This window comes from Cohnella hashimotonis (assembly GCF_030014955.1).
Taxonomy (GTDB): domain Bacteria; phylum Bacillota; class Bacilli; order Paenibacillales; family Paenibacillaceae; genus Cohnella; species Cohnella hashimotonis.
Genome location: NZ_JAGRPV010000001.1, coordinates 7661329 through 7687500, shown reverse-complemented (window position 1 = coordinate 7687500; position 26172 = coordinate 7661329). Strand labels below are relative to the sequence as shown.

The window sequence follows — 26172 nt, the reverse complement described above, 5'->3', positions numbered from 1 at the left end:
TTCGTCCGCTCAGGGTAAGTCGGGACCTAAGGCGAGGCCGAAAGGCGTAGTCGAAGGACAACAGGTTGAAATTCCTGTACCACCGTAATCCGTTATGAGCGATGGGGGGACGCAGGAGGGCAAGAACGCGAGCTGATGGAATAGCTCGTCCAAGCAGTGAGGGGTGTGTGTAGGCAAATCCGCACACTAATACCTTGAGCTGTGATGGGGAGGGAAAATTACAGTACCGAAGGTTCCGTGCTCACGCTGCCGAGAAAAGCCTCTAGCCAGGAGAAGGTGCCCGTACCGCAAACCGACACAGGTAGGCGAGAAGAGAATTCTAAGGCGCGCGGAAGAACTCTCGTTAAGGAACTCGGCAAAATGACCCCGTAACTTCGGGAGAAGGGGTGCCTCGGTAGGGTGAATAGCCCGAGGGGGCCGCAGTGAATAGGCCCAAGCGACTGTTTAGCAAAAACACAGGTCTGTGCGAAGCCGTAAGGCGAAGTATACGGGCTGACGCCTGCCCGGTGCTGGAAGGTTAAGGGGAGCGGTTAGGGGCAACCCGAAGCTGTGAACCGAAGCCCCAGTAAACGGCGGCCGTAACTATAACGGTCCTAAGGTAGCGAAATTCCTTGTCAGGTAAATTCTGACCCGCACGAATGGCGTAACGACTTGGGCGCTGTCTCAACGAGAGATCCGGTGAAATTTTAGTACCTGTGAAGATGCAGGTTACCCGCGACGTGACGGAAAGACCCCATGGAGCTTTACTGTAGCTTGATATTGAACTTGGGTACGGTCTGTACAGGATAGGTGGGAGCCTAAGAAGTTGGAGCGCAAGCTTCAATGGAGGCGCCGTTGGGATACCACCCTGATCGTATCTAGGTTCTAACCTGTCACCGTGAATCCGGTGAAGGGACCGTGTCAGGCGGACAGTTTGACTGGGGCGGTCGCCTCCTAAAGCGTAACGGAGGCGCCCCAAGGTTCCCTCAGAATGGTTGGAAATCATTCGAAGAGTGCAAAGGCATAAGGGAGCTTGACTGCGAGACCTACAAGTCGAGCAGGGACGAAAGTCGGGCTTAGTGATCCGGTGGTACCGAATGGAAGGGCCATCGCTCAACGGATAAAAGCTACCCTGGGGATAACAGGCTTATCTCCCCCAAGAGTCCACATCGACGGGGAGGTTTGGCACCTCGATGTCGGCTCATCGCATCCTGGGGCTGAAGTAGGTCCCAAGGGTTGGGCTGTTCGCCCATTAAAGCGGTACGCGAGCTGGGTTCAGAACGTCGTGAGACAGTTCGGTCCCTATCTGTCGCGGGCGTAGGAAATTTGAGAGGGGCTGTCCTTAGTACGAGAGGACCGGGATGGACGCACCGCTGGTGTACCAGTTGTTCCGCCAGGAGCATCGCTGGGTAGCCAAGTGCGGGAGGGATAAGCGCTGAAAGCATCTAAGCGCGAAGCCCGCCTCAAGATGAGATTTCCCAATTAGTAAGACCCCTTGGAGAACACGAGGTTGATAGGCTCGGGGTGGAAGCGCAGCAATGCGTGCAGCTGACGAGTACTAATCGGTCGAGGGCTTATCCTACTGTTCCTTCCGAGGAACAAACGGCAAGCCGCACAGGCAAGAAAATTTCTAGGCGCAGATTCGTTTCGCATCCGGTTTTCAGGGCGCAAGCTCTGTGAAGCTGCAAATCTGTACGACACCCGCCGCACAGTAGGTCTGGTGGTAATGGCGGAGGGGTCCCACGCGTACCCATCTCGAACACGACCGTTAAGCCCTCCAGCGCCGATGGTACTTGGACCGCAGGGTCCTGGGAGAGTAGGACGTCGCCAGGCTAAAGCACAGTAATGAAAACCACCTTCTTCGGAAGGTGGCTTTTTGTGTTTTTACGGAAAAGCATCTGTCTGGGAGAGGTGGCGTATGTAGTTGGTAGACCAGCCAAGGAAGCCACGCCCTTATTCTACCGAAAAATTGTGAAACCATAGTCCGTTCTTTCCGTTGTAATTTTCATCGCCTCGGGTAAAAAAGAATATAAGATTTTACCGTGTATTTCAGTAACCCTTAAGCCGGATTTCATATTCAGTTCAAAAAACCAGGTTAAAATAAATTCATACCCATAAAAATCAGAATCATTGAAAGGCGGATCAGGATATGCCCAAGATAATTGCGGCCAGTACGCTTGCACTTGCCATTAGCATTGGAGGCGCGTTTTGGGGTAATGGCGCACAGGCTTCGACGGCCAGCGCAAAGCTTCAGACGGAACAATGGATGTGGAGCATCGCGGCGCTCGCGGATAACGGCGGGTCAGAGGAGCATGCGAGCGATCACAATGAGGATTTGGCAAAAGATTCTACGGCGGCAGTAACGAAATAAATCTGCGGAACGAAAGAAAATGACGGAAAATGTAAGAAATATGCGCTGCGCGCCTCATACGGGATGTAAAGCTTCACCCTTACGCATACGACGTTCATGAGCTCCCTGCCTTGCTCCCACTTGGATAGATATGGGCACAAATGTTGGTTAGACAGGGAGCTGTCTCAGCCAGGCGCCAAGCAACAGTGGGTGGCACGTTATGCCTGCATCACATAATGCCAGGCGACCATGATTCTTCTGCGGTTAGAATGTACATAAGACAACCCATGCTGCAAGATGTTAAAATCCCATTTGACTAGAAATCCGCATCATAACGTACATAGGAAATTCCTCCTCCTTCCTCGCTTTGCTGCACGCAAAGCTCCTTAATCATTCCTCCCGACGTTTCCAGCTTTCAATGATGATGATTTTTATGCCTGCTTACATTCTTTCTGAACGATCTTCCGTATAAAGCGTTGAGCACAACAGCTTCAAGGCGTGCCGCGACAAGCAGTCGGCGGCATTGGAATCCAGCGGAGAGCGAATCTTCGCTTGGCATTCAGACAATGCGGAATACGGCTTTTAATGCGCCTTGACAGCCCCTAGTGCCTCTGCTAAGATTGCCTATAATTCAATTCGGAAAATCTAAAAAAACGCATTTCCAAAGGAGGAAAATGTTCGTGTGGCAAAATAAATTCGCCAAGGAAGGCTTGACGTTCGACGATGTCCTGCTCATCCCGCGCAAGTCGTCGATCCTGCCGAGGGACGTCAGCGTCCAGACGGCGCTCAGCCCTTCCGTGAAGCTGAATATTCCGTTGATCAGCGCCGGGATGGACACGGTCACGGAATCGGCTCTGGCGATCGCCATCGCCCGCGAAGGCGGCATCGGCATCATTCATAAGAACATGTCCGTCGCGCAGCAGGCAGAGGAAGTCGACCGCGTCAAACGTTCGGAGAGCGGCGTTATTACGAATCCGTTCTCGCTGACCCCTGAGCACCATGTTTATGATGCCGAAGAGCTCATGGGCAAGTATCGGATCTCCGGCGTGCCGATCACGAACGAAGGCGGCAAGCTGGTCGGCATCTTGACGAACCGCGACCTGCGTTTCGTTCACGATTACTCGATCAAGATCAAAGAAGTGATGACGAGCGAAAATCTGGTGACAGCCCCGGTAGGCACGACCCTCCAAGAAGCGGAGCTGCTGCTGCAGAAGCACAAGATCGAAAAGCTGCCGCTCGTGGACGACTCCAATACGCTGAAGGGTCTCATCACCATTAAAGATATAGAGAAGGCGATCCAGTTCCCCAACGCGGCCAAAGACCAACACGGTCGATTGCTCGCGGGCGCAGCCGTCGGCGTTTCCAAGGATACCTTCGAACGCGCGGACGCGCTCGTGAAGTCCGGCGTCGACGTGCTCGTCGTGGATTCGGCGCACGGTCACCACATCGACATCGTGACCATGGTCCGCAAGCTGCGCGAGCGGTTCCCCGAGCTGACGATCGTGGCCGGCAACGTGGCGACCGGCGAAGCGACGCGCGACCTGATCGAAGCCGGCGCTTCGGTCGTCAAAGTCGGCATCGGGCCGGGCTCGATCTGTACGACGCGCGTCATCGCAGGCATCGGGGTGCCGCAGATCACGGCCATCTACGACTGCGCGACTGTCGCTCGCGAGTACAACGTCCCGATCATCGCGGACGGCGGCATCAAGTATTCGGGCGAGATTACCAAGGCGATCGCAGCCGGCGCGAGCGCGGTGATGCTCGGCAGCCTGTTCGCGGGCACAGAAGAGAGCCCCGGCGAATCGGAGATCTACCAGGGCCGCCGGTACAAGTCGTACCGGGGCATGGGCTCCATCGGCGCGATGAAGGAAGGGTCCAAGGACCGTTATTTCCAAGAGGACGATTCCAAGCTGGTGCCGGAAGGCATCGAAGGCCGCCTGCCTTACAAGGGCCCCCTGCGCGATACGCTGCATCAGCTGCTCGGCGGCCTGCGCTCCGGCATGGGCTACTGCGGCACGGCAACGCTCGACGAACTGAAGAACGATACCGAGTTCGTCCGCATTACAGGCGCCGGGTTGCGCGAGAGCCATCCGCACGACGTGCAGATCACGAAGGAAGCACCGAACTACTCCATGTAAGCAAGCATTTTGCATGGGTTAAAATGAAGAGCCGCAGGGCGAGCAAACCTCGCCTTGCGGCTTTTGCCTTTGGGTGCGGTATGTTACAATAACAGACGGAGTTCACGGCCTTGTCCGACTCATAAATAAGCTAGGCAAAAAGGAGAGTCGCGTGTTGAATCAAGCTTATGTTCGCTATGCGAAGCAATCCCGTGCTGTCATGTTCAAGCTTCTAGCCATCCTACTTCTAGCCGCCTTGCTGCAAGCGATGCTGCTGCCGCGCTCTTCGGCCGCTACGAACGATATTAGCGGTCTTCAATTAAACGTCAAATCTGCTTTTCTGATGGATGCGGATACCGGTCAAGTGCTGTACCAGAACAACGCGGATACCGCGCTGCCGCCTGCCAGCATGACCAAGATGATGACGGAATATCTCGTATTCAAGGCCATCCAGGACGGCAAGATCAGCTGGGACCAGGAGATTACCATACAAGAGAATGCGGCCAAGCAAATCGGCAGTCGGGTGTTCCTTGCGGTCGGCGACAAGCATACGGTCAGAGAGCTGTACATCGCGATGGCGGTCGGTTCCGCCAATGATGCGACGACGCAGCTTGCCGAGACGGTGGGCGGGTCCGAAGAGGCTTTTGCCAAGCTCATGAACGAAACGGCCAAGCAGCTGGGCATGAACGACTCTCATTTCATAAACTCGACGGGCCTTGACCGCGCGGATATGCCGGAAGCTTATCGCCCGACATCGATCGAAGGCGAGACGGTGATGTCGGCTCACGACTCGGCGCTGCTGGCTTACCATATATTGAAGGACTACCCGGAGTTTCTGGAGTACTCCAAGATGCAGACCTACCAGTTCCGCGAACGCGACAAGCAGCCGCTGATTAACTGGGACTGGATGCTCGAGTCGAACAAGAACGTGCAAAATTTTAAGAAATTCGCCTATCCCGGCGTTGACGGCCTGAAAACGGGTCATACTTCCAATGCGGGCAACTGCTTCACCGGCACGGCGCTTCAGAACGGCACGCGGCTCATCGCGGTCGTCATGGGCGTCCCGGGCAATTCGAACGACGGCAAACGGTTCCTCGAGACGGCCAAGCTGTTCGACTACGGCTTCGGCAGCTTCGAGAAGAAGACGCTCGTACAGCCCAAGACCGCAATCGCCGAGCATGAGACGCTAAAGGTCAAGAAGGGCGGCAAGAAATCGGTACAGGTGGTTACCGGCCAGGACATCACGGTCATGCTGCCGAAGACGAGCAAGGTCGAAGCGAAGCTCAAGGAAGTCGTGCCGACGAGCGATCCGCTGGTCGCGCCGCTGAAGCAAGGGGATAAGGTCGGCAAAGCCACCTACACATATAAGGATCCCGTCACGCAGGAGGACAAGACGGTCACCGTCGATCTGGTGGCGACGGAGGACGTGAATAAGGCGGGCTGGTTCAAACTGATGCTGAGGGCGATCGGCGCCTTCTTCAGCGGTCTGTTCAAGGGGATCGTCAATCTGTTCTGATCGGACTGAATCCCGACTGCACGGGTTGTCTATCCTTGGCCATTCCTGTAAAATAAATGCTTAGAATGTATTGGAGGCGTAGGTAAAATGGAGACAGGCACATCGAGAGTTAAGCGCGGCATGGCAGAGATGCAAAAGGGCGGCGTCATCATGGACGTCATGAACGCCGAGCAAGCGAAGGTCGCCGAGGCGGCAGGCGCTACGGCAGTCATGGCGCTCGAGCGCGTACCGTCCGATATCCGGGCGGCCGGCGGCGTAGCCCGTATGGCGGATCCGACGATCGTTGAGGAAGTCATGAAGGTCGTCAGCATTCCGGTTATGGCGAAGGCACGGATCGGTCACTACGTCGAAGCCAAGGTGCTTGAGTCTCTCGGCGTCGACTACATCGACGAGAGCGAAGTATTGACGCCTGCGGACGACGTTTTCCATATCAGCAAGGCAGACTTCACGGTGCCGTTCGTATGCGGCGCCAAGGACCTGGGCGAAGCGCTGCGCCGTATCCAAGAGGGCGCGTCCATGCTTCGTACGAAGGGCGAGCCGGGAACGGGCAACATCGTCGAAGCCGTACGCCATATGCGCCTCATCTCGGGTCAGATCCGCAAGGTTCAGAACCTGGCGAAGGACGAGCTGTACCATGAAGCCAAGACGCTGGGCGTCCCTTACGAGCTGCTGTTAGGCGTGCATGAGACTGGCCGTCTGCCGGTCGTCAACTTCGCAGCCGGCGGCATCGCGACGCCTTCGGACGCCGCGCTGATGATGCACCTGGGCTCCGACGGCGTATTCGTCGGCTCCGGTATTTTCAAGTCCGACAGCCCCGAGAAGTTCGCTCGCGCGATCGTCGAGGCGACGACGCACTACGAGGACTACGAGCTGATCGCCCGCGTCTCCAAGAACCTTGGCACACCGATGAAGGGCATCGAGATCTCCAAGCTGGAGCTCTCCCAGCGCATGCAGGATCGCGGCATCTAATTGCAGCAGCCCCCTACGGGAGGCTCATCGCTTGAATCAGCGAACGAGAGTCGCTGCGGCAAGCCACATATTCGGGCGGTCTCGCCCCGGCATACCGCCGGCCGCGAGGCCGCCCCGATTGGTTTAGAAGGCTGACAAGAAGGAAGGTCGTACATCCATGAAAATCGGAGTTCTGGCGCTGCAAGGCGCGGTAGCGGAGCATATCCGCAGTATTGAGCTTGCCGGCGGCGAAGGTGTCGCGGTCAAGCGCACGGAGCAACTGCAGGAGATCGACGGTCTTATTATTCCCGGCGGGGAGAGTACGACGATCGGGAAGTTGATGCGCAAATACGGTTTCATCGAAGCGGTACGGGACTATGCTGCCGCCGGCAAGCCCGTATTCGGCACTTGCGCAGGTCTCATCGTGCTGGCGGAGCGTCTGACAGGCGACGAAGAGCCGCATCTGCAGCTGATGGACATGACGGTTGCACGCAATGCGTTCGGCCGCCAGCGCGAGAGCTTCGAGACCGATCTGCCCGTCAAGGGCATCGAGTCTCCGCTGCGCGCCGTGTTCATTCGCGCGCCCCTCATCACCGAGGTCGGGCCGGACGTCGAGGTGCTGTCTGTTTACAAAGACGAGATCGTCACCGCTAGACAAGGGCATCTGCTTGCTGCCTCCTATCATCCGGAGCTGACGGATGATTACCGCCTGCACGGCCTGTTCATCGAAATGGCGCGAGAGGCAGCCGGCCAAGCTTAAGCGTACAAGTATAGGCACGGACACGAGCCTGCACCGACATACATTACCCTTCGCAGGGCCAGGAGGATCACCTACCGATGATCGATATCAAGTTGCTGCGCGCCGACTACGGCAAAGTAGCGGACGCGCTGAAGAAGCGGGGCGCTTCGGAAGAGCTGATCGCCGCGTTTCCGGCAATCGACGCGAGACGCCGCGAGCTGCAGACCGAGAGCGATAACCTGAAAAACCGACGCAACGTCGTCTCCCAAGAAGTCGCAAAGCTTAAGAAGAGCGGCGGAGACGCCGACGGACTGATTGCCGAGATGAAGGAAGTCGGCGACCGGATCAAGCAGATCGACGAGGAGCTCCGCGGTCTCGAGTCCGAGTCCGATGCGCTGATACTCGCCGTCCCGAACATTCCGAACGAGAGCGTGCCGGTCGGCGCGAGCGAAGCGGACAACGTCGAGGTTCGCCGCGTCGGCGAGCCGACGAGCCTCGGCTTCGAGCCGAAGGCGCACTGGGAAATTGCCGAGGGACTCGGCATTCTCGACTTTGAGGCGGCGGCAAAGGTGACGGGTTCGCGTTTCGTGTTCTACAAGGGCCTGGGCGCCCGCCTAGAGCGCGCGCTGATTAACCTGATGATGGACCTGCATGCGGATCAGCACGGCTACGAAGAGATCCTGCCGCCCTACATCGTCAATCGCGACAGCCTTATCGGTACGGGACAGCTGCCCAAGTTTGAAGAGGACCTCTTTAAACTTGCGGATACGGAGTATTACCTGATTCCGACCGCCGAAGTGCCGGTCACGAATCTGCATCGCGAAGAGATTTTGGCCAAGGATCAACTGCCTCGCAAGCTTGTGGCGTTCAGCGCATGCTTCCGCTCCGAAGCGGGCGCTGCCGGACGCGATACCCGCGGCCTCATCCGCCAGCACCAGTTCAACAAGGTCGAGCTCGTCCAGCTCGTCGACCCGGAGACGTCGTATGAGGCGCTCGAATCGCTGACGGGCGAAGCCGAGCGCGTCCTGTCTTTGCTGGGCTTGCCTTATCGCGTGCTCGCGCTTTGCACGGGCGATATGGGCTTTGCCTCCGCCAAGACGTACGACCTCGAGGTGTGGCTGCCCAGCATGGCGACCTACCGCGAGATTTCGTCCTGCACGAACTTCGAGGATTTCCAGGCGCGGCGGGCGGGCATACGCTTCCGCCGGGAGACCGGCGCGAAGCCGGAGTACGTCCATACGCTGAATGGCTCCGGGCTCGCGCTCGGCCGCACGGTTGCCGCGATCCTCGAGAACTACCAGCAGGCGGACGGCACGGTCGTCGTGCCCGACGTACTGCGCCCGTACATGGGCGGTCTCGAAGTCATCGCGCCTCGCAGGGGTTGATCGAGCTCTCCGGCGTATGATATGATTACGGAGCGGGTTGGCCGACCTCACGCGAGGAGTCCAATGCGCTCTATCCTTGGAGAGATACCGAAGCGGTCATAACGGGGCGGTCTTGAAAACCGTTAGGGTGCAAGCCCACGTGGGTTCGAATCCCACTCTCTCCGCCATACGCAAAAAACAAGCCGATTCCTGAGAAGGAATCGTTTTTTGCGTATGGCGGTGGGATTCGAACGGGCCGTTAAGCGAACATGCCCTAAGGCATGTTCGTAGGCCCTGGCGTGATAGTCGCTCAAGCCGTGGCCGCACCGACAGGTGTGTGCACGGCAGCGACGGAGCGAATCCCACTCTCTCCGCCATAAGCAAAAAACAAGCCGATTCCTGAGAGGGAATCGTTTTTTGCGTATGGCGAGTGGGATTCGAACGGGCCGTTAAGCGAACATGCCCTAAGGCATGTTCGTAGGCCCCGGCGTGATAGTCGCTCAAGCCCGTGGCCGCACCGACAGGTGCGTGCACGGCTGCTACGGAGCGAATCCCACTCTCTCCGCCATACGCAAAAAACAAGCCGATTCCTGAGAGGGAATCGTTTTTTGCGTATGGCGGGTGGGATTCGAACGGGCCGTTAAGCGAACATGCCCTAAGGCATGTTCGTAGGCCCTGGCGTGATAGTCGCTCAAGGTCGTGGTCGCACCGACAGGTGCGTGCACGGCAGCGACGGAGCGAATCCCACTCTCTCCGCCATATTCAAAAAACACGCCGATTCCCGCAAGGGAATCGTTTTTTGCGTATGGCGAGTGGGATTCGAACGGGCCGTTAAGCGAACATGCCCTAAGGCATGTTCGTAGGCCCCGGCGTGATAGTCGCTCAAGGTCGTGGTCGCAACGACAGGTGCGAGCACGGCAGCGACGGAGCGAATCCCACTCTCACCGCTTTTCGAAACTTTGTGGGTCGAAACAACTGCATTTGTACATTTATTTTCTGTCGATCAACGCTATTTAATGAAATACATGCAAATACGGCTAGGCCCCCTAAAACTGGAGTCATACCCTACAATGATTCCAATTTCATAGCGCAGCTCGTTATTTCAAGCGATTACACCGATCTGTAAAAGGCTGAAGCATCGTCCAATGTCTTAACCCACGCTGCGAACGCTGTTGGAGCCATGTTTTTTAGGCTGCCGTGCATCTTACGGTTGTTATAAAAATCCATGAATTGGTCGAACGCTTCATAAGCTTCCTCCAGCGTCATGAATGTACGATTGCTAAACAAACAACGCTCAAGGATGCTGTGGAAAGACTCGATGTAGGCATTCATATTCGGTGTCCGCGGCGGAATCCGTTCATGGACCATGTCCCAGCACTCGCACATGTCTTGAAACAGCTTGCTGACGAACTGGGGGCCGTTGTCCGTGCGGATGATAGGCAGTGCTTCACCCGGCTGAAGGCGCTGCTGCAGCGCGATCCCCAGGGTCTGCACCGCGTGCTTGGCCTCGCAAACAGGGCCGCGGTATTGCCCTACGACGACGCGGTCGAACACGTCGATGATGCTGAGTACGAAAAAGAAACGCTCCTGACCCAAGGCATAGCCATATTTGATATCCATTTGCCAAAGTTGATTCGATGCGGTGATGGTGTGATTTCTCGGCAATCGCCGAGGATGCGTCTGTAGGCGTTGCCGCTTTTTTTGAAGAATGCCGAGTGCCTTGCACATGCGATAAGCCTTTTTCTTGTTCAGCTTCACCCCGTACTGCTTGCGAATACAGCGCGCTAACAGCTTATAGCCATAGACGTGCTCTTCGCCCTCCAGCAGTAGCAACAGCCATTCCTGGATTTGCTCGTCGCAGACTTTCTCGCCCGATTCGTTGTAGGCGTATCCGGGCACAGGGCGTCCCCTGCGGACCGGCTCGACGCGTTCTGCGTCAGGCTGAGCGGCACGCTTACGCCGCTCATAATAGGTGGACTCATTCAACTCGAGAATGCGCAGAACCCGTGCTACAGGCTCCCCCCGTTTAATAAATGGTTCTGCTACTTCGAATTTTTCGGATAAACGGGGGTTGTTTTTTTTAGCAGTTCACGCAGAATTTCAATTTCGAGTTCTTTTTCACCAAGCGCTTTAACCGCTCTGTCATACCGCTGCTCGACTTCCTGCAACCGCTGGATTTCTTGCAAATGCTCGTCTGCCGAGGGAATGTCCTCCGGTGGAATAAAGTCACGATGCTCGCGTATCCACAAACGAATGGTTTCGGGGTGAATGTCGTACATGCGAGCAAGCACCCCCACCTTAACCCCAGCCAATGCTTCCTTAACAATTCTAAGCCGTGTTTCTTCCTTTAACCTTTTTCCCATCCCGCTCATCTCCCTTATCCCTAGTTTAAATCATTGTAGGGGGGGACTCCAATTCGATTAGGGGGCCTAGGAGAATATGCAGGCAAATTCAAAGCGCACGCTGGAATTGAGACTGATGGAGGTAAATAACTGCACATTTGCACCTATCCTGTCCAGGAGGGTCGAGAACACCAAAAATAGATGTAAATTTGCAGGCGTTCCGGCGAAGGAACGATAAGGGCGGCAATCGTACGCCCCATCGGAATGGTTGGTGGATGAGCCATGGCTTGGCGTTCGCGCCAATCAAGTTTCGGAAATCCGCAAAAAAGAAAACTGGCAGGGCGATCCCCTAGACACTTTTCCTTGCACAACACTTTTACTTTCACCCGATCTCCAGACATATCCGCCTTCCCTTTTCTGCATGAACTGCGCCGTCCAAGGCCAATCTAACAGAGCGGAGGTGCAATAGCCATGTCAACCGAAGATAAACTCACGATATCGCAATCCGAGCTCGTGCAGCACTGGCAGAGCGAGCTTCAGCAGCATCTGCACGGCGGCGATCAGGCCGCAGTGCGCGCCGACGAAGCGAATCCCGACGGACTGATCGTCCAGATCCGCAGCGCCGGCCGGCAGAACCTCGAATTCGACTTCTCCGTGAGATACGTGGACAGCCGGGAGATCGAGATCGGTCTCTCCGACGTCGAACGCGACGGTCAAGCCGTGGACGAGCGCAGCGACGTGCTGCAAGAGCTGATCGTCGACTACCGCAGGCATCTGCACGAATGCGCGCAGACCCTGCAGCCATACACGCATGCCTAGGGGTGAACGAAGTGGCCAATGACAACGGAATGGCGGATAAAAACCTGAGCAACGTCGTGGAGGATCTTGCCGAGGTCAAGGTAAACGCGCATCATGCGCAGCAGCTCAACCAGCAGCACAACGATCGTCGTCATCAGGATTCGTTGAATCACGACCAGCCGGTCAACGACAAGACGTTGAAGCACCACGACTAACGAGCGGAGGGATCGTCCCTTATGAGCAAGCCCAAATCGCAGCCGGTGCCCGAAGCGAATCCCCAGCCCGATCGAGACGAGCGCAGTCCGGGACACCGCGGCGGCCAAAAGCCGCTATCCGGCTCCAAGAAGGTCAAAAACCGCAATCATGTAAGCCACAATAATCCGGAAGGCTGACGGATTTTGCGAAGGCCGGGCGCGGGGGAATAAGCCTTGTCATTCCCCTGTGCGCGGCCGTAATAGCTTCTCTTGCGAACATTGAGCGATTTAAGTTGCCTCCAGGCAGCCTGAATCGCTTATTTGCGTCTAAAACGGCTATTTTCGCTGAAAATTGCCCAAATTCTTTAATACTGTGTCTTTTCTCCGCATACTTTAAGCTGTTATAATAAAATCAGAAACTGTCCAGCAGGAGGTGCCTATGACCAGTTCGAAGAAATCCAAATCCAAGTCTCCCCACGCCCAAGGCCAAGCGGCGGTCCAAGCGCCTATCAAGAAAGCGCAGCATAGCGGGCTTTCGTTGTTTGAGGTTGCCAAGCGCGTCATCGCCATTATCGTCGGCGCCGTACTTGTCGGCGCAGCGCTTGAAGTATTCCTCGTTCCGAATTCCATCATCGACGGCGGCATCACCGGCATATCCATCATGGTCGCTTATCTCACACATTGGCCGATCGGTATCTTCTTGTTCCTCTTCAATCTGCCTTTTCTCATCATCGGGTACAAGCAAATCGGCAAAACCTTCGCGTTATCTACCTTGCTCGGCGTCGTCACGCTGGCGATCACGACTCAGGCGCTTCACCACGTAGAACCCTTTACAGATCAAACCTTGCTTGCCGCTATCTTCGGAGGAATCTTCCTCGGCGTCGGCGTCGGTATCGTTATCCGCTTCGGCGGTACGACGGACGGGACGGAGATCGTCGCAATCCTGTTCAGCAAGCGGAGTCCTTTTTCCGTCGGCCAAATGGTCATGTTCATCAACATATTCATCTTAGGAAGCGCAGGCCTGGTATTCGGGTGGGACAACGCCATGTTCTCCCTGATCGCCTATTATATAGCGTTCAAGGTCATCGATCTGACGATCGAAGGCTTCGACGAATCCAAATCCGTCTGGATCATCAGCGATAACTACCGCGATATCGGCGACGCTATCGTAAGTCGTCTCGGCCGGGGCGTCACCTATCTGAACGGAGAAGGCGGCTATTCGGGCAATGCCAAGCAAGTCATCTTCTGCGTCATCTCCCGTCTGGAGGAAGCGAAGCTCAAGCTGATCGTCAATGAGCTCGACCCCGTCGCCTTCCTCGCCGTCGGCAATATCCATGACGTCAAGGGCGGTCGTTTCCGCAAAAAGGACATCCATTAACCGGAAACCGGTTACAATCCGGATTAATCTACTCTTTAACAAAAAGAGCTTCCATCTTGGTCCTTAATGGACTAAAATGGAGGCTGCTTCTATTTCTAGAAGCAATCATCCAGAAATTGAAGGGGGATTTCGTTATTTTGCTTAACCAAAAGAGAGTACTGGCCGCCATCGCAGCGCTCCTCGTACTCATCCTGCTAGCGGGATGTACCAGTTCCAAGTCGGCGGAGGAGACGCTTCAAGACGCCCTGAAGAAATCATCTCAAATCACTTCCTATAGCATGAAAGGGAGCCTCCAGATTTCCGATCTGAAGCTGCCCGAGACCGCGGACGACGAAGGGTATGCAAGCATGGCCAGCGGCTTCCTGAGCAACGCGGAGCTGTCATGGACAGGCGGTTATCGCAAGGATCCGATGCTCGCCGAGATCAACCTGCAGATCAATATTAAAGGCGATCTCGCGATGACCATCACTGTGCCGATCGTCATGAACAAGGAAAAGCTGTGGGTCAAGGTGCCGAACATCCCGATGCTGGGTCTGCCCGCAGAGATCGTCGGCAAGTATATTGAAGTCGACCTGAAGAAGCTGGCCGAGCAGGAGGGCCAAGATATCCAGTCGCTCGACATCGGCACGACGCAGAAGCTCGTGAGCGACGTGTCGGCGATCGTATTCAAGCATATCGACGAAGACACCTACCTGAAGGATGTCTCCGCCAAGGATGCGGGCATTACGACGGACGGCATAGATAAGGTCGTACAGACACACGTGACGAAGGACCAGGTGGAGCCGCTCATCCAGACGATCACGAACGATATCGGGCCGGAAGTCATTGACCTGCTCTCCAAGAACGAAGAGTACCGCAAGATGCTGAAAATCGAGCAATCCGACCTGGACGAAGCCAAGAAAAGCCTGGCCGAGTCCAAGGACAACGATATTTCGAAGGACCTTGAGGAATTCAAAAAGAGCGTGCAGACGCTCGATATCCTCTCCAACATCGGTATCGACGGAAAGGGCTATGCCAGCTACACCGACGCCAAGATCGCGTTCGCGGGCACAGAGGCCGATCAGACCACCAGCGGCACGATCAAGATCGTCCAGGAGCTGACCGATATCAACGGCGACGTGAAGCTGTCGGGCGAGCCGAAGGCCGAAGAAGTGCTGACGGACGACCAGCTGAGCCAGCTGGGTCTCCCGGGACTTGGCGGCGGCAGCCTTTAACCGCATACGAGCAATTGAGTCTTAATTGTAAAGGCGGCCTTCGGGCCGCTTTTTGCGTTATTACCGCGTGTTATCACATACTGCAACGGCCGGAGCGACGGTGGAGGCGCGCGTACCCCGGACTCGGTGATCCACCGGCAAGGTGCGGCGGATCACCGAGGAAGGCAGATTTAAAGGCAAAAAGAGGGCCATAAGCCCTCTTTCGGTTTTCCTTGTATGAGCAACACAAGTCTCAGCGTCTCCGCCCTACCCTTTTACCGATCCCGCCACCATGCCCTTCATGATCTGCTCCTGAAAGATCAGATAGATGACGATCGTCGGGATGACCGCGATCGACATGGCTGCCGTCGTCAGACTGTAGTCGGTGCCGTAGCCGTCGGAGAAGACGGACAGGCTAAGCGGCAGCGTCTTGAGCGCCTGGTTATTGATGAAGACGAGCGCGAAGGCAAAGTCGTTCCAGAACCGGAGAAACCCGAGGATGAAGATCGTCGCCATGGCAGGCACCGCCAGCGGCGCGACGACGCGGAAAAAGGTGCCCCAATAGCCGTTGCCATCGATCATCGACGCCTCTTCGAGGTCCTTCGGGACCGACGTCAGGTACGCCCCAACGACGAAAATGGCGACAGGCAGCTCGAACGCGGCGTAGGGCAGGATCAGCGACGCGTACGTGTCGAGGATGCCGAACTCGTTCATCATGATGAACAGCGGCACGAGCGTGCTGTGGATCGGGATCAGCATGCCGGCAACAAAGAGCGACATGACGAGCCCCTTGAAGCGGAAGTTCATGCGGGAAACGACGTACGCCGTAAGCGTGCCGAGGAACAGCGTCAGCACGATGGCGCTAAGGGTGACGATGACCGAGTTGAGGAAGGCGGGGCCGATGCCGGCGATCTCCCATGCCCGCTTGTAATTGTCGAAGTGCCACGTCGACGGCAGCGCGAACGGCTTGCCGAAAAACTCCTGGTTCGTCTTGAATGAGCTGAGGAACAGCCACAGGAGCGGGTACAGCGTGAGCAGCGCGTAGATCAGCAGCACGAGATTGGAGAGCCACGCCCATTTCGGCTTAAAAGGCCGGGAGAGAGCGGGACGTCCGGCGTTTTGCGCCGGGCCGGCCTTGTGCGCCAGGCTGCCGTCCGTTGTCATCTTCATAGCTGTCCTCTCTTTCTAAGGCGCGGATGCGCGGCTTATTATTGCTTGCGTCTCATCAGCAGCTGGCTGCCGAGCACGAGGACCATGCTGATGAGGATGATCAATGTGGAAACCGCCGAGCCGTAGCCGTAGCGGAAAACTTCGAAGGTATTGTTGTACATGTACGTCGCGAGCAGCTCCGTCGATTGCGCGGGGCCTCCGCCCGTCATGATATAGATCAGGTCGAAGGCCTTCAGGCTGCCGGAGATGCACAGCACGATGGCGACCTTGATCGTATCCCAGATCATCGGCACGACGATCATGTAGAGCCACTTGGACTTCACGGCGCCGTCGATCTTGGCGGCGTCTTCGACTTCGGAGGAGATGTTCTGAATGGCGGCGATGAAGAGCACGAGATACGGTCCGATATTCGCCCAGATGACCGGCGCGCTGACGGCGTACATGTTGATGCTCGGATCGCCGAGCCAGTCGCGAATCCAGGAGCCGAGGCCGAACTGTTCGAGAAGGAAGTTCAGGATGCCGATCTGCGGGTGATAAATGTAGCCCCAGATCATGCCGATCACGACGCTGGCCACGACCATGGGCATGAACACGGCGGACCGGACAAAGCGTTGGAAGAAGGTGCTCTTGCGCAAAATGAGCGACAGGACGAGCGCGATCGGCAGCTGTCCGAAGATCGAGGCGGCTACGATGATCAGGTTGTTCTTGAACGCCCTCCAGAAGATCGGATCCCCGAGCGCTTCGGCGTAGTTGTCGAATCCGATGAACTTGGATGCGCCGATGCCTTTCCAGTCGAAGAATCCGTAATAGGCGGACCAGACGATGGGCACCAGCACGAACACCGCATAGATGAACAGGGTAGGCAGCAACCCTACCGCGATAAAGGCTCTGAGACGGCCGGAATTCGTCATGACCGGCCTCCTTTCGTTTGACGCTTGTGCTTAAACGTGCAGCTTGGAGAAAGAGAAGGCGGGGACGGGCCCGGTCTCCCCGGCGTTCGCCGGGAAGCGCGGGTCCGTCACGCCGCCATCCGCATTCGCCAGATTTACTTGCCGAGCGCCTGCGCTTGCGCGTCCTGGAGCTTCTTGGCGACGGCCTCCGGCTTGCCGGTCAGCAGCAGGTCCTGCAGGCCGTTGTTGATGACGTCCGCGGCAGCCGACGTCAGGTAGGCGTCGTATACCGGCGTCAGCTTGACCGATTTGAACAGGGTGAACGCCTTGTAGAACAGCGGCGTCACCACGGCTTGATCGGGCTCGACCTTATAGTTGACGACGGAGTTGCTGTTGACGATCGCCTGCATGCCTTCCGGCCCGCCGATCGCGTAGATCAGCTCGAGCGCGGCGTCGAGCTTGGCGCCCGTAACGGTCTTGCTCAGCGCCATGCCGCCGCCGGATCCGCCGGAGATGGCGTTCGGATCGCCCTTGCCGCCCGGTACGGAAGGCAGCACGGTCACTTCGACCTGGTTGAGCTGCTCCGGCGTGCCGGTGGCTGCCATGTTCGTCAGCGCCCAGGAGCCGTCGATCATCATCGCGGCCTTGCCTTCGACGAAGTACTGCTCCATCTGCGTGTTGTCCAGGCTGTTGGCGCCAGTTTGGAACGCCTTGGCTTGGGAGAGATCCTTGAACAGCTGCAGCGCCTGGACGAACTCGGGATCGGTGAACGACGCGCCGTCCTGGCTCGCCGCCTTTAGGAACCAATCCGTGCCGGTCACGCGGTCGGCCAGGGACGAGAGAATGCTGGACTGCGCCAGCCAGGCGGCCTTGTTGCCGAGCGAGATCGGCGTAATCTTGTTGTCGTTAAACGTCTTGATTGCCGTCATCAGCTCGTCCCAAGTCGTCGGCACCTTGACCTGGTACTTGTCGAAGAGCGATTTGTTATAGAAGAACAGGGAGGTGGCCGACCCGCTCAGCGGCGTCGCGTACACCTGGCCGTCGAACGAGAGCCGATCGAGCGCGCCTTCCATGAAGTTGTTTTTCCACTCGGGGTACTTGTCGAGCAGCGGCGTGATCGGTTGGATCAGACCGCCGTCGTAGAATTCCTGGATCGATGTGCCGGACTGCGTGAAGAACACGTCGGGCATCTCGCCGGCCGCCGCGACCGTCTTGAGCCGTTGGCGGTAGCCGTCTGGCGGGATCGCCTGGGCGTCCAGCTCGACCTCCGGATGCGCGGCTTTGAACTTGTCGATCTGCGCGCGCACGGCTTGGGCCCGCAGGTCGTCGCCGGAGAAATTGTGCCAGATCGACAGCTTGACCTTCTCGCCGGAAGCCGGCGCGCTCGCCGATGCGCCGGACGAGCCCGAAGCGGGCGCGCTCGAAGCTGCGCTGCTCGAGGCGGCATTGTTGGACGTGTCGTTGCCGCATGCCGCGAGCAGCGTGGTCGCCGCGAGCGCCAGGGCGGTTAAGGATACAGGTTTCTTTTTCATATGAACCCCTCCTGCGTGAATGTAAATTAAGTATAGGCGCCCGGACCGTCGGGTCGCGGGGGAGAAGTTCCGGCGTTAGGGTAGACGATATTCAGTTTATGAATCCGTTTTCGGCTTTTTGTTCGGGAAAAAGGCATGTTTATGTCAGAAAAGCTTACATTTGCCGATATTCGGACGGCGTGCAGCCCATCACTTTTTTAAATTGCTGGCTGAAGTACTTGATGTCCTCGTATCCGGCCTCGCCCGCGACCTCGCTGATCTTCATGCGCGTCGTCTTCAAGATGTTGGCCGCGCGCAGCATTCGCTCCCGCGTGACGTATTCCGTGAAGCTCTGTCCGGTCTCCTTCTTGAACATCTCGCTGAAATGGTTCGGATTGATGTGTACGAAGCCGGCAACCTGCTGCAAGGTTAAATGCCGGTCGAGATGATGCTGAATGTAGGCGATCGCCCTATGAATATAAGCGTAGCGTCCGGCGCTCACCCGGTCATGGAAGGCGTTTAGGACGGACAGGAGCAGCTTGAACAGCTCGTCCGCGAGACGGATGCCCACGTGAAAAGGAATGACCGGCGCCGAAGCGGAAGCCTCCGCGCCGCTATCCCGGGTACGGTCCAGCCAGCGGTGAGCGGCGATGACGATCGATTGCAGATAGGCCTGCAGCGTGGCCGGCGTCGCCTGCGGATCGCTCAGCTGTTCGTTCACGATGCCGTTCGTCCAGTTCCGCAGCTGCGTCGCGTCGCTGTTCATCAGCAGCGCGGAGAGCTCGTTCTCCTCCTTCGCGGAGCAGACCGTACGTCCTCCCCGGCGGGCGAGGACATCCTTCGCCTCCACGAGGCCGTTGTCCCCCAGCAGCAGGCGATAGGCATAGGCAGACTCCGCTTCCGCATACGAGCGTGCAAGCTCGGCCCAAGCCGTGACCGGCTCTCCGGCCGCGGCGAAAATGTCGCACTTGAGCGCCTCGCGGACGCGGGCGACGGCGCCGGCGAGCCGGCTCGTGTGGGACCAGCCCTCGCAGGCCTGCGAGACGACGATGATCCTGTCGCTCTTGCGCAGCGCGACGCACGGCAGCAGCTCGAGCAGCTTGCTCTCGGCCGCACCGAGCATAATTCCCGCGAACCTGTCGTCGTCCCAGCCCGACGCGCCGACGAGCAGCACGCGCATCGGCAGCAGGGCGCCGTCGGGCCCGGCCTTCGCCACGCCGGCTTGCTCCAGCCACTTGCGCGCAGGGTCCGCGGACGTGCCGCTTCCCGCAAGCCTTTTGCCGCCAGCGGACAGCAGCTCCTCCAGCCCCTGATTGCGCAACGCGGCGCCTTGGGCGGCCTCCTGCTTCATCGTCTCCCACTTGGCGAGCAGATTCTGCTTCGCCTTCATGGCGGCCATCATGATCTCTTCCGGACCGCTCGTCTTGAGCAGGTAGTCGGTGACCCCCTCGCGCAGCGCCTGGCGGGCGTAGCCAAAGTCGTCGTAGCCGGTCAGAATGACGATCTCCGTGTCCGGCCGCCGCGCCTTGATCTCCTTGGCCAGCTCGATGCCGTCCATGCCGGGCATGCGGATGTCCGTCAGCACGATGTCCGGCTGCTCGTCAGCCAGGCGCTCCAGCGCTTCCTCGGCGGATTCGGCCGGCGGCAGGAGCGTCATGCCGAGTCCCTCCCAGTCGATGACCGTGCATAATCCCGTCCGGATGATGAATTCGTCGTCTACGATCAATATTTTCATGCGTTTGCCTCCTGGATCGGGATTTGGAAGGAAATGCGCGTGCGGACGCCCGGATCGCTGTCGATCTGCAGCCCCGACCCGGCGCCGTAATGCAGTTGCAGCCGGCGATGTACGCTGCGAAGGCCGTAGCCCGACTTGCCGGCTGCCGCGCGATCATCCTCGGCGTCGTCAGGCGCGGTCAGATGCCGGCGCAGCTTCACCAACTTGTCCGCGTCGATGCCGATGCCCGTATCCTCCACGACGAACGTCATCGCGCCGTCGCGGCACTCGCCGAATACGAACAGGCTTCCCTTTTTCTTCTGCTTCTGAAGACCGTGCATGATGCTGTTCTCGATGAGCGGCTGCAGGAGCAGCTTTAGTATCGAATGGCTATGAAGCGTCGGATCGACGAAAAAAGCCGAATCGAACTTGTCCTGGAATCGCCGGGACATGATGCGAATGTAATTCTGGGCGTGAGAGACCTCTTGCTGGACGGTGCAGTATTCCTTGCCGTCGTTCAGGCTGAACCGCAGGAAATCGCTCAGCGCCCCGACCATCTCCGCCGTCTGGCGGTCCTTGTTCATGAGCGCGTTCCATTGGATCGAAGACAGCGTGTTGTACAGAAAATGCGGATGAATCTGCGCCTGAAGCGCCTGGATGTCGACTTCTTTCTTTTTGGCCTCGTGCTCCTGAAGCTGGCTCTTGAGCCGCTGGATGCGGTCGCCCAGTTTGTTGTAGCTGTGGAGCAGCATGCCGATCTCGTCCGAGCTCTTGACCTCGATGCGCGTCACGGGCTCTTCAGGATTGATATCCTTGAGTTTCTTGGAGATCTTGGCCAGGGGCCGGGTGACCCAGGTAATGAAATAAAGCACCAGCACGACCGCGAGCAGCGCGGCCAGTCCGATGGCGTAGGCGGTGAGCGTGAGCACGTATTTGTTCTGGGCGGTGTAGATCCGGGTGGGGATGACGCCTACGAGCTTCCAGCCGAGCGCGGGCAGCGTGTAATAGAGCAGCGTGTTGCTATCCCGGCCGCCTTTGATATTCATCACGCCTTCGGAATCGCCGAGCCGAGAGACGTCGGGAACGGACAGGCCCTGCAGCGCCGCCGCGTCCTCGCCGGACGGCGACGCGACGATCCGATTGTCCTGATTGATCAGCCAGAGCTGTCCGCTCGCGTTCCAGCCCGCGTCCTGCAGCATGCGCCGTACCTCGGCGATGTCGATGCTGATCGCCAGCTCGCCGATGCGCTTGAACTTGCTCATGTCGCGGATGGGACGCACGAGGGAGAACACCTTGGCGATCCCGTCGTCGGTCGTCTTGTTCTCGTAAGGCGGGGTCCACCATTTGACGTCGGGATCGCCGCCGTTCGCGCCGGACGCCTGCAGCTCGGGAAGCCCGGAGTGCAGTACGGTCGTGTTATACAAAGCGGGATGGCCGCGGGAAGAGGTGATCGTAATATTGGAAATGTACGTTTTGGAGGAAGCCAGGTTCATCAGGAAAGCCACGTTTTGCGAATACAAGGCATAGTCCGCATCGCTGCGCTCGAGGTAAGACTGGATGTCCTTTTGCCCGATAATGAATACGGACATCGTCTCGACGTCGTTGATGAGGAAGTCGAGCTTGTCGGACACCTGGCGGAGCGTATTCATGCCGGATTCCTTCTCGATTTTCTCCGTCAGATTGGAAGCGATGCGGTAGGAGACGACGCCCGTGGCTAGGAGCGGGGTGATGACCGCGATCAGGATCAACAGGGACAGCTTGCTCTTGAGCGATTGTTTGAACCATAAGGTCATCATTCGTGCCCCTCTCGATGTGATGAACGAAGGTGGATGGACGGAGACAAACAAAAGAATAAACATTATAACGATATATTGTATTTTTTAATTTCTATGCTATCTTAAGGGATAGGTTAAGGCAATAGCCGCCGTTATCCCAGAATAAGCGGGTGAAAAGAATTGAGCAATGATTACTTGCTGCGCAATCTGAAGCTGCTGGACGGAAGACCGGTGGACATCGAGATCGCGGATGGGCGAATCGGCCGGATTTTAGAGGCAAAGCTCGCGGATGGCCGGATCGGCATGGCAGACGGGCTGGATTATACTGCTAACCGCACGATCGATTGCGGCGGCGCCTACGTATCGAGCGGCTGGATCGACATGCACGTGCATGCCTTCCCGGCATTCGATCCCTATGGGGACGAGATTGACCAGATCGGCGTCAAGCAGGGCGTGGCGACGATCGTAGACGCGGGCAGCTGCGGGGCGGACCGGATCGGGGAGCTGGCGGCAAGCGGGGAGAGCGCAAAGACGAACCTGCTGGCGTTTCTGAACATCTCGCGCATCGGGCTGAGCCGGATCGACGAGCTGTCGCAGCTCGACTGGCTCGACGGGGATCGGGTAGGCGAGGCTGTCGCCCGTTATCCCGATGTGATCGTCGGCTTGAAGGCGCGCATCAGCCGCAGCGTCGTCGGCGACAGCGGCATCGCGCCGCTGCGCGTCGCCCGGGTGCTGTCGGCCTCGACGGGATTGTCGCTCATGGTCCATATCGGCTCCGCGCCGCCGGCCATCGAGGAGGTGCTCTCCTACCTGAGGGAAGGGGATATCGTCACGCACTACCTCAACGGGAAGCCCAACAATCTCTTTGACGCCGAGGGCCGGCCGATTCCGGCGCTGCTGGACGCACTGGAGCGCGGCGTACGGCTGGATGTCGGGCATGGCACGGCGAGCTTCTCGTTCCGCGTCGCCGAGGCGGCGAAGCGGAACGGCATCGGGCTGCATACGATCAGCTCCGATATTTACCGGGGCAATCGCCTGAACGGTCCGGTGTTCAGTCTGGCGAACGTGATGAGCAAGTTCCTTTATCTAGGCTATTCCTTGCAGGAAGTCGTCGCGGCCGTCACGTCCAGCGCGGCGCAGTGGCTCGGGCGACCCGAGCTCGGACGGATACAGGCGGGGGATCCCGCGCATCTGACGGTATTTGACGTCCGGGAGGAGCCGGTGTCGCTCTTGGATTCAGAAGGCATCGAACGCAAGGCCAATCAACGGATCGTACCGAGAGGAGTCGTGACGAATGGCGAATTCATGGCATGCGAAGTATGGACTTAAGCGCGTCATCAACGCAAGCGGGAGGATGAGCATCCTCGGCGTGTCCGCGCCGACGGACACCGTCATGGAAGCGATGAAGCAGGGCGGGCAGCAGTATGTGGAGATCGCGGATCTCGTCGACAAGGCGGGCGACCGGATCGCGGGCATTCTGGGCTCGGAGGCGGCGGTCGTCGTCAATTCCGCGTCGAGCGGCATCGCGCTGTCGGTGGCGGCGATCGTCACGCAGGGCAACCGACGTCTCAGCGAGCGTCTGCATCAGGAGCCGATCGCGCGAAACGAGATCGTCATGCTGAAGGGGCACAATGTACAGTACGGCGCGCCTGTGGAGACCATGGTATACCTGGGGGGCGGCAAGGTCGTTGAGGCAGGCTACGCCAACGAAGGCAAAGCCGAGCATATCGAGGACGCGATCGGCGAGCGGACGGCAGCCATTTTATACGTGAAGTCGCATCATGCGGTTCAAAAGAACATGATCTCCGTCGAGGAAGTGTGGGAAATTGCGCAGCGGCGCGGGGTGCCGCTCATCGTGGACGCCGCGGCGGAGGAGGATGTCCGCAAGTACGTGAAGTGCGCGGATCTGGCAATCTACAGCGGCTCCAAAGCGATCGAAGGCCCCACCTCGGGCATCGTCGGCGGCAAGCGCAAGTATGTCGAATGGCTGAAGGTGCAGCTTCACGGCATCGGGCGCAGCATGAAGGTCGGCAAGGAGACGACGTTCGGCTTGCTTCAGGCGCTGGACGAGTATATGGTCAAGGAAGATACGAGCGAGCGGGAAAAGGAATCGCTGCAGGCGCTGGCGCCCCTGAACGATCTGGCAGGCGTGCAGGTGTCGATCGTGCAGGACGAAGCGGGCCGCGCGATCTACCGCGGGCGGGTCCGGATCGATCCCGCGCTCACGGGAACGACCGCCGTGCGCCTGGCGAAGGCGCTGCAGGAGGGCGACATCGCCATCTATACCCGCGATTACGGCGTCCGCCAAGGCTACTTCGATATCGATCCGCGCCCGCTTCAGGGCGACGACATTCATATTATCGCGTCGCGCATTCGCGAGCTGGCAGGAGGACAATAAGATGACGAGCGGTTTGACGAAAAGACTGTACAGAGAGCGGGCGGCGCTGAACGTCTTGGCGAACAGCGTGGAAAACGCCAAGGAAGTGTTCGATGCGGCCGAAGGGCATGTGCTGGTCGGCGTGCTGTCCAAGGACTATCCGACCGTGGCGGCGGCAGTGCAAGCGATGGAGGAATACGGCCGGGCGATCGACGACGCCGTATCGATCGGTCTCGGCGCCGGCGACAATCGGCAGGCAGCCGTCGTGGCGGAGATCGTCAAGCACTATCCCGGCAGCCATGTCAATCAGGTGTTCCCCGCGGTCGGCGCGACACGTGCAAACCTCGGCGGCAGGGAAAGCTGGATCAACAGCCTCGTCTCTCCGACGGGCCGGGTCGGCTATGTTAAAGTGTCGACGGGACCGATTAGCGCGGCTGCGGCCGAGCAGGCGATCCTGCCCGTCCGTGCGGCGATTGCGCTTGTGCGCGACATGGGCGGCAACGCGCTCAAGTATTTTCCGATGAACGGGCTGAGCCGCGAAGACGAGTACAAGGCGGTCGTAGAAGCTTGCGCCGCGGAAGGTTTCGCGCTCGAGCCGACGGGCGGCATCGACCTGGACAACTTCGAACCGATCGTCCGCATGGCACTCGAAGCGGGCGTGCCGCAGGTGATTCCGCATGTCTACTCCTCAATCGTCGACAAGGCCACAGGCAAAACGAAGACCGACGATGTGCGCCGCCTGCTGGCGACGATGAAAGAGCTGGTCGACCGGTATGCCTAAAAAAGTCGCCGCCTTCGGCGAAGTGATGATGCGCCTGCAGGTGCCGGGCTACGAACTGCTCACCCAGGCGGATACGCTGAAGTACTCGTTCTCCGGCACCGGGGTCAATATCGTCTCGGCGCTCGCGCGGTTCGGGCATGCTGGCTATCTGGTCACGACGCTGCCCGCGAATCCGCTGGGCGACGCCGCGGTCGCGTATTTGCGCAAGCTGGGCGTGGCCCAGGACTTCATTCGGCGGGACGGGAAGTACGTCGGTCTCTACTTCCTCGAGAACGGCTTCGGCGCCAGACCGAGCCGCGTCACGTACACGAACCGGCTGGAGAGCAGCTTCAACACGGCGCCTGCCGGCGCTTACGATTGGGAGGCGCTCGCGGAAGGGCTGGACGCCGTTCACTTCTGCGGCATCACGCTCGCTATGAACGATACGGTGCGCGGCCATATGGCGGAGCTCGCGCGCGCGGTCAAGCGCAAGGGCGGCCTCGTCGTTTTCGACTGCAACTATCGCCCGACGCTCTGGGGTGAGGACGGCTACGCCAAGGCGAAGCCGCATTATATCGAGATGCTGAGCCTTGCGGACCTCGTGTTCATGAACGAGAAGGACGCGATTCACATTCTCGGCATGGAGACGAGCCGGACGGTCCGCAGGGATCAGCTCACGGATCTCATCCCGGCCGTTGCCGATACTTATGGCATCGCCGCAATCGCCGGCACCCATCGTGCCATCATCGGAGACGGGACCCACGCATTGCAAGGTTTTTTGTATGAAAACCGGCAATTCGCTTTTTCCAAAACGCTTACGTTCGCGGTCTATGATAGAATTGGAGCAGGAGACGCGTACGCCAGCGGCATCCTGCACGGCGCGCTGACGGGAATGCCGTCCGGGCGGACCGTCGAATTCGCGGCTGCCGCAGCGATGCTGGCCCATACGGTGCAGGGCGACACGCCGATGTCGACGGAGGCGGAAATCTTCCGCGCCATGACGGAGGCGGCAGGCGACATAGAAAGGTAGAGATCGAGACCGTGAATCTGTCCCGCA

At 58.4% G+C, this 26172-nt stretch carries 22 protein-coding genes, 1 tRNA gene and 2 rRNA genes (1 of these 25 only partly in view); 18 read left to right on the top strand and 7 right to left on the bottom strand.

The window, feature by feature from the left end:
- The 9 genes from KB449_RS30690 to KB449_RS30650 all read left to right on the top strand — a co-directional run.
- A 23S ribosomal RNA gene (locus KB449_RS30690) occupies nt 1-1561 on the top strand; it begins 1370 nt to the left of the window's first position.
- Nucleotides 1562-1695: 134 nt separating this feature from the next.
- A 5S ribosomal RNA gene (gene rrf, locus KB449_RS30685) occupies nt 1696-1812 on the top strand.
- 316 nt (nt 1813-2128) lie between these two features.
- Nucleotides 2129-2350 (top strand): hypothetical protein, encoded by a 222-nt coding sequence (locus KB449_RS30680; protein WP_282911991.1) that lies wholly within the window; start codon nt 2129-2131, stop codon nt 2348-2350.
- A 659-nt stretch (nt 2351-3009) separates the two neighbouring features.
- On the top strand, nt 3010-4467 hold the full coding sequence (gene guaB / locus KB449_RS30675) for an IMP dehydrogenase (RefSeq protein WP_282911990.1): 1458 nt from the start codon (nt 3010-3012) through the stop codon (nt 4465-4467).
- Nucleotides 4468-4618: 151 nt separating this feature from the next.
- Nucleotides 4619-5962 carry a D-alanyl-D-alanine carboxypeptidase family protein gene (locus tag KB449_RS30670; protein WP_434082531.1) on the top strand — a complete coding sequence of 448 codons (1344 nt, stop codon included), beginning with the start codon at nt 4619-4621 and terminating at the stop codon, nt 5960-5962.
- A gap of 87 nt (nt 5963-6049) precedes the next feature.
- Nucleotides 6050-6931: a pyridoxal 5'-phosphate synthase lyase subunit PdxS gene (pdxS, locus tag KB449_RS30665; protein WP_282911988.1), complete on the top strand. Its 882-nt coding sequence runs from the start codon at nt 6050-6052 to the stop codon at nt 6929-6931.
- Between the two features lie 157 nt (nt 6932-7088).
- Nucleotides 7089-7670 (top strand): pyridoxal 5'-phosphate synthase glutaminase subunit PdxT, encoded by a 582-nt coding sequence (pdxT, locus tag KB449_RS30660; RefSeq protein WP_282911987.1) that lies wholly within the window; start codon nt 7089-7091, stop codon nt 7668-7670.
- 77 nt (nt 7671-7747) lie between these two features.
- Nucleotides 7748-9034: a serine--tRNA ligase gene (gene serS, locus KB449_RS30655; RefSeq protein ID WP_282911986.1), complete on the top strand. Its 1287-nt coding sequence runs from the start codon at nt 7748-7750 to the stop codon at nt 9032-9034.
- A 78-nt stretch (nt 9035-9112) separates the two neighbouring features.
- Nucleotides 9113-9201: transfer RNA gene (locus tag KB449_RS30650), tRNA-Ser, on the top strand.
- A gap of 922 nt (nt 9202-10123) precedes the next feature.
- Here the strand turns inward: KB449_RS30650 and KB449_RS30645 are convergent.
- Both KB449_RS30645 and KB449_RS30640 read right to left on the bottom strand, forming a co-directional pair.
- Nucleotides 10124-11044, bottom strand: a complete 921-nt coding sequence (locus KB449_RS30645) for an IS3 family transposase (RefSeq protein ID WP_282912847.1) — start codon at nt 11042-11044, stop codon at nt 10124-10126.
- Between the two features lie 11 nt (nt 11045-11055).
- On the bottom strand, nt 11056-11376 hold the full coding sequence (locus KB449_RS30640; protein ID WP_282906615.1) for a transposase: 321 nt from the start codon (nt 11374-11376) through the stop codon (nt 11056-11058).
- Between the two features lie 450 nt (nt 11377-11826).
- Here KB449_RS30640 and KB449_RS30635 point away from each other — a divergent pair, with 450 nt between their 5' ends.
- The 5 genes from KB449_RS30635 to KB449_RS30615 all read left to right on the top strand — a co-directional run bounded on the left by KB449_RS30635 (nt 11827) and on the right by KB449_RS30615 (nt 14939).
- Nucleotides 11827-12174 (top strand): hypothetical protein, encoded by a 348-nt coding sequence (locus KB449_RS30635; protein WP_282911985.1) that lies wholly within the window; start codon nt 11827-11829, stop codon nt 12172-12174.
- Between the two features lie 11 nt (nt 12175-12185).
- On the top strand, nt 12186-12368 hold the full coding sequence (locus KB449_RS30630; protein ID WP_282912975.1) for a hypothetical protein: 183 nt from the start codon (nt 12186-12188) through the stop codon (nt 12366-12368).
- Nucleotides 12369-12389: 21 nt separating this feature from the next.
- Nucleotides 12390-12545: a small acid-soluble spore protein P gene (locus KB449_RS30625; RefSeq protein WP_282911984.1), complete on the top strand. Its 156-nt coding sequence runs from the start codon at nt 12390-12392 to the stop codon at nt 12543-12545.
- 241 nt (nt 12546-12786) lie between these two features.
- Nucleotides 12787-13725: a YitT family protein gene (locus tag KB449_RS30620; protein ID WP_282911983.1), complete on the top strand. Its 939-nt coding sequence runs from the start codon at nt 12787-12789 to the stop codon at nt 13723-13725.
- Between the two features lie 137 nt (nt 13726-13862).
- Complete coding sequence (locus tag KB449_RS30615; protein ID WP_282911982.1) at nt 13863-14939, top strand: hypothetical protein; 1077 nt, start codon at nt 13863-13865, stop codon at nt 14937-14939.
- Nucleotides 14940-15185: 246 nt separating this feature from the next.
- Here the strand turns inward: KB449_RS30615 and KB449_RS30610 are convergent, their stop codons facing one another.
- The 5 genes from KB449_RS30610 to KB449_RS30590 form a co-directional block, all read right to left on the bottom strand.
- Entirely contained in the window at nt 15186-16082 is an 897-nt protein-coding gene (locus tag KB449_RS30610) for a carbohydrate ABC transporter permease (protein WP_434082569.1), read from the bottom strand.
- 44 nt (nt 16083-16126) lie between these two features.
- Nucleotides 16127-16999 (bottom strand): carbohydrate ABC transporter permease, encoded by an 873-nt coding sequence (locus KB449_RS30605; protein WP_282911980.1) that lies wholly within the window; start codon nt 16997-16999, stop codon nt 16127-16129.
- Nucleotides 17000-17133: 134 nt separating this feature from the next.
- Nucleotides 17134-18510 carry an extracellular solute-binding protein gene (locus tag KB449_RS30600; protein WP_282911979.1) on the bottom strand — a complete coding sequence of 459 codons (1377 nt, stop codon included), beginning with the start codon at nt 18508-18510 and terminating at the stop codon, nt 17134-17136.
- Between the two features lie 154 nt (nt 18511-18664).
- Nucleotides 18665-20224 (bottom strand): response regulator, encoded by a 1560-nt coding sequence (locus KB449_RS30595; RefSeq protein WP_282911978.1) that lies wholly within the window; start codon nt 20222-20224, stop codon nt 18665-18667.
- Nucleotides 20221-21999 (bottom strand): cache domain-containing sensor histidine kinase, encoded by a 1779-nt coding sequence (locus tag KB449_RS30590; RefSeq protein WP_282911977.1) that lies wholly within the window; start codon nt 21997-21999, stop codon nt 20221-20223. The genes KB449_RS30595 and KB449_RS30590 overlap by 4 nt, the downstream gene beginning before the upstream one ends.
- A gap of 159 nt (nt 22000-22158) precedes the next feature.
- Here KB449_RS30590 and KB449_RS30585 point away from each other — a divergent pair, with 159 nt between their 5' ends.
- The 4 genes from KB449_RS30585 to KB449_RS30570 are packed head-to-tail and all read left to right on the top strand — an operon-like array spanning nt 22159 to nt 26145.
- Complete coding sequence (locus KB449_RS30585; protein WP_282911976.1) at nt 22159-23307, top strand: amidohydrolase/deacetylase family metallohydrolase; 1149 nt, start codon at nt 22159-22161, stop codon at nt 23305-23307.
- Nucleotides 23273-24376, top strand: a complete 1104-nt coding sequence (locus KB449_RS30580; protein ID WP_282911975.1) for a DgaE family pyridoxal phosphate-dependent ammonia lyase — start codon at nt 23273-23275, stop codon at nt 24374-24376. The genes KB449_RS30585 and KB449_RS30580 overlap by 35 nt, the downstream gene beginning before the upstream one ends.
- Before the next feature lies 1 nt (nt 24377).
- A complete protein-coding gene (gene dagF / locus KB449_RS30575) occupies nt 24378-25136 on the top strand; it encodes a 2-dehydro-3-deoxy-phosphogluconate aldolase (protein ID WP_282911974.1) in 759 nt (252 codons plus the stop codon).
- A complete protein-coding gene (locus tag KB449_RS30570) occupies nt 25129-26145 on the top strand; it encodes a sugar kinase (protein ID WP_282911973.1) in 1017 nt (338 codons plus the stop codon). Before dagF ends, KB449_RS30570 begins: the two co-directional genes overlap by 8 nt.
- Nucleotides 26146-26172: the final 27 nt, after the last annotated feature.

Coding starts and splice junctions, on each gene's coding strand:
- KB449_RS30605 (WP_282911980.1), bottom strand. CDS start 16,999: ATGACGAATTCCGGCCGTCTCAGAGCCTTTATCGCGGTAGGGTTGCTG.
- KB449_RS30595 (WP_282911978.1), bottom strand. CDS start 20,224: ATGAAAATATTGATCGTAGACGACGAATTCATCATCCGGACGGGATTA.
- pdxS (WP_282911988.1), top strand. CDS start 6,050: ATGGAGACAGGCACATCGAGAGTTAAGCGCGGCATGGCAGAGATGCAA.
- KB449_RS30600 (WP_282911979.1), bottom strand. CDS start 18,510: ATGAAAAAGAAACCTGTATCCTTAACCGCCCTGGCGCTCGCGGCGACC.
- KB449_RS30640 (WP_282906615.1), bottom strand. CDS start 11,376: ATGGGAAAAAGGTTAAAGGAAGAAACACGGCTTAGAATTGTTAAGGAA.
- KB449_RS30620 (WP_282911983.1), top strand. CDS start 12,787: ATGACCAGTTCGAAGAAATCCAAATCCAAGTCTCCCCACGCCCAAGGC.
- KB449_RS30570 (WP_282911973.1), top strand. CDS start 25,129: ATGCCTAAAAAAGTCGCCGCCTTCGGCGAAGTGATGATGCGCCTGCAG.
- KB449_RS30610 (WP_434082569.1), bottom strand. CDS start 16,082: ATGACAACGGACGGCAGCCTGGCGCACAAGGCCGGCCCGGCGCAAAAC.
- KB449_RS30635 (WP_282911985.1), top strand. CDS start 11,827: ATGTCAACCGAAGATAAACTCACGATATCGCAATCCGAGCTCGTGCAG.
- dagF (WP_282911974.1), top strand. CDS start 24,378: ATGACGAGCGGTTTGACGAAAAGACTGTACAGAGAGCGGGCGGCGCTG.
- KB449_RS30680 (WP_282911991.1), top strand. CDS start 2,129: ATGCCCAAGATAATTGCGGCCAGTACGCTTGCACTTGCCATTAGCATT.
- KB449_RS30580 (WP_282911975.1), top strand. CDS start 23,273: ATGGCGAATTCATGGCATGCGAAGTATGGACTTAAGCGCGTCATCAAC.
- pdxT (WP_282911987.1), top strand. CDS start 7,089: ATGAAAATCGGAGTTCTGGCGCTGCAAGGCGCGGTAGCGGAGCATATC.
- serS (WP_282911986.1), top strand. CDS start 7,748: ATGATCGATATCAAGTTGCTGCGCGCCGACTACGGCAAAGTAGCGGAC.
- KB449_RS30590 (WP_282911977.1), bottom strand. CDS start 21,999: ATGATGACCTTATGGTTCAAACAATCGCTCAAGAGCAAGCTGTCCCTG.
- KB449_RS30625 (WP_282911984.1), top strand. CDS start 12,390: ATGAGCAAGCCCAAATCGCAGCCGGTGCCCGAAGCGAATCCCCAGCCC.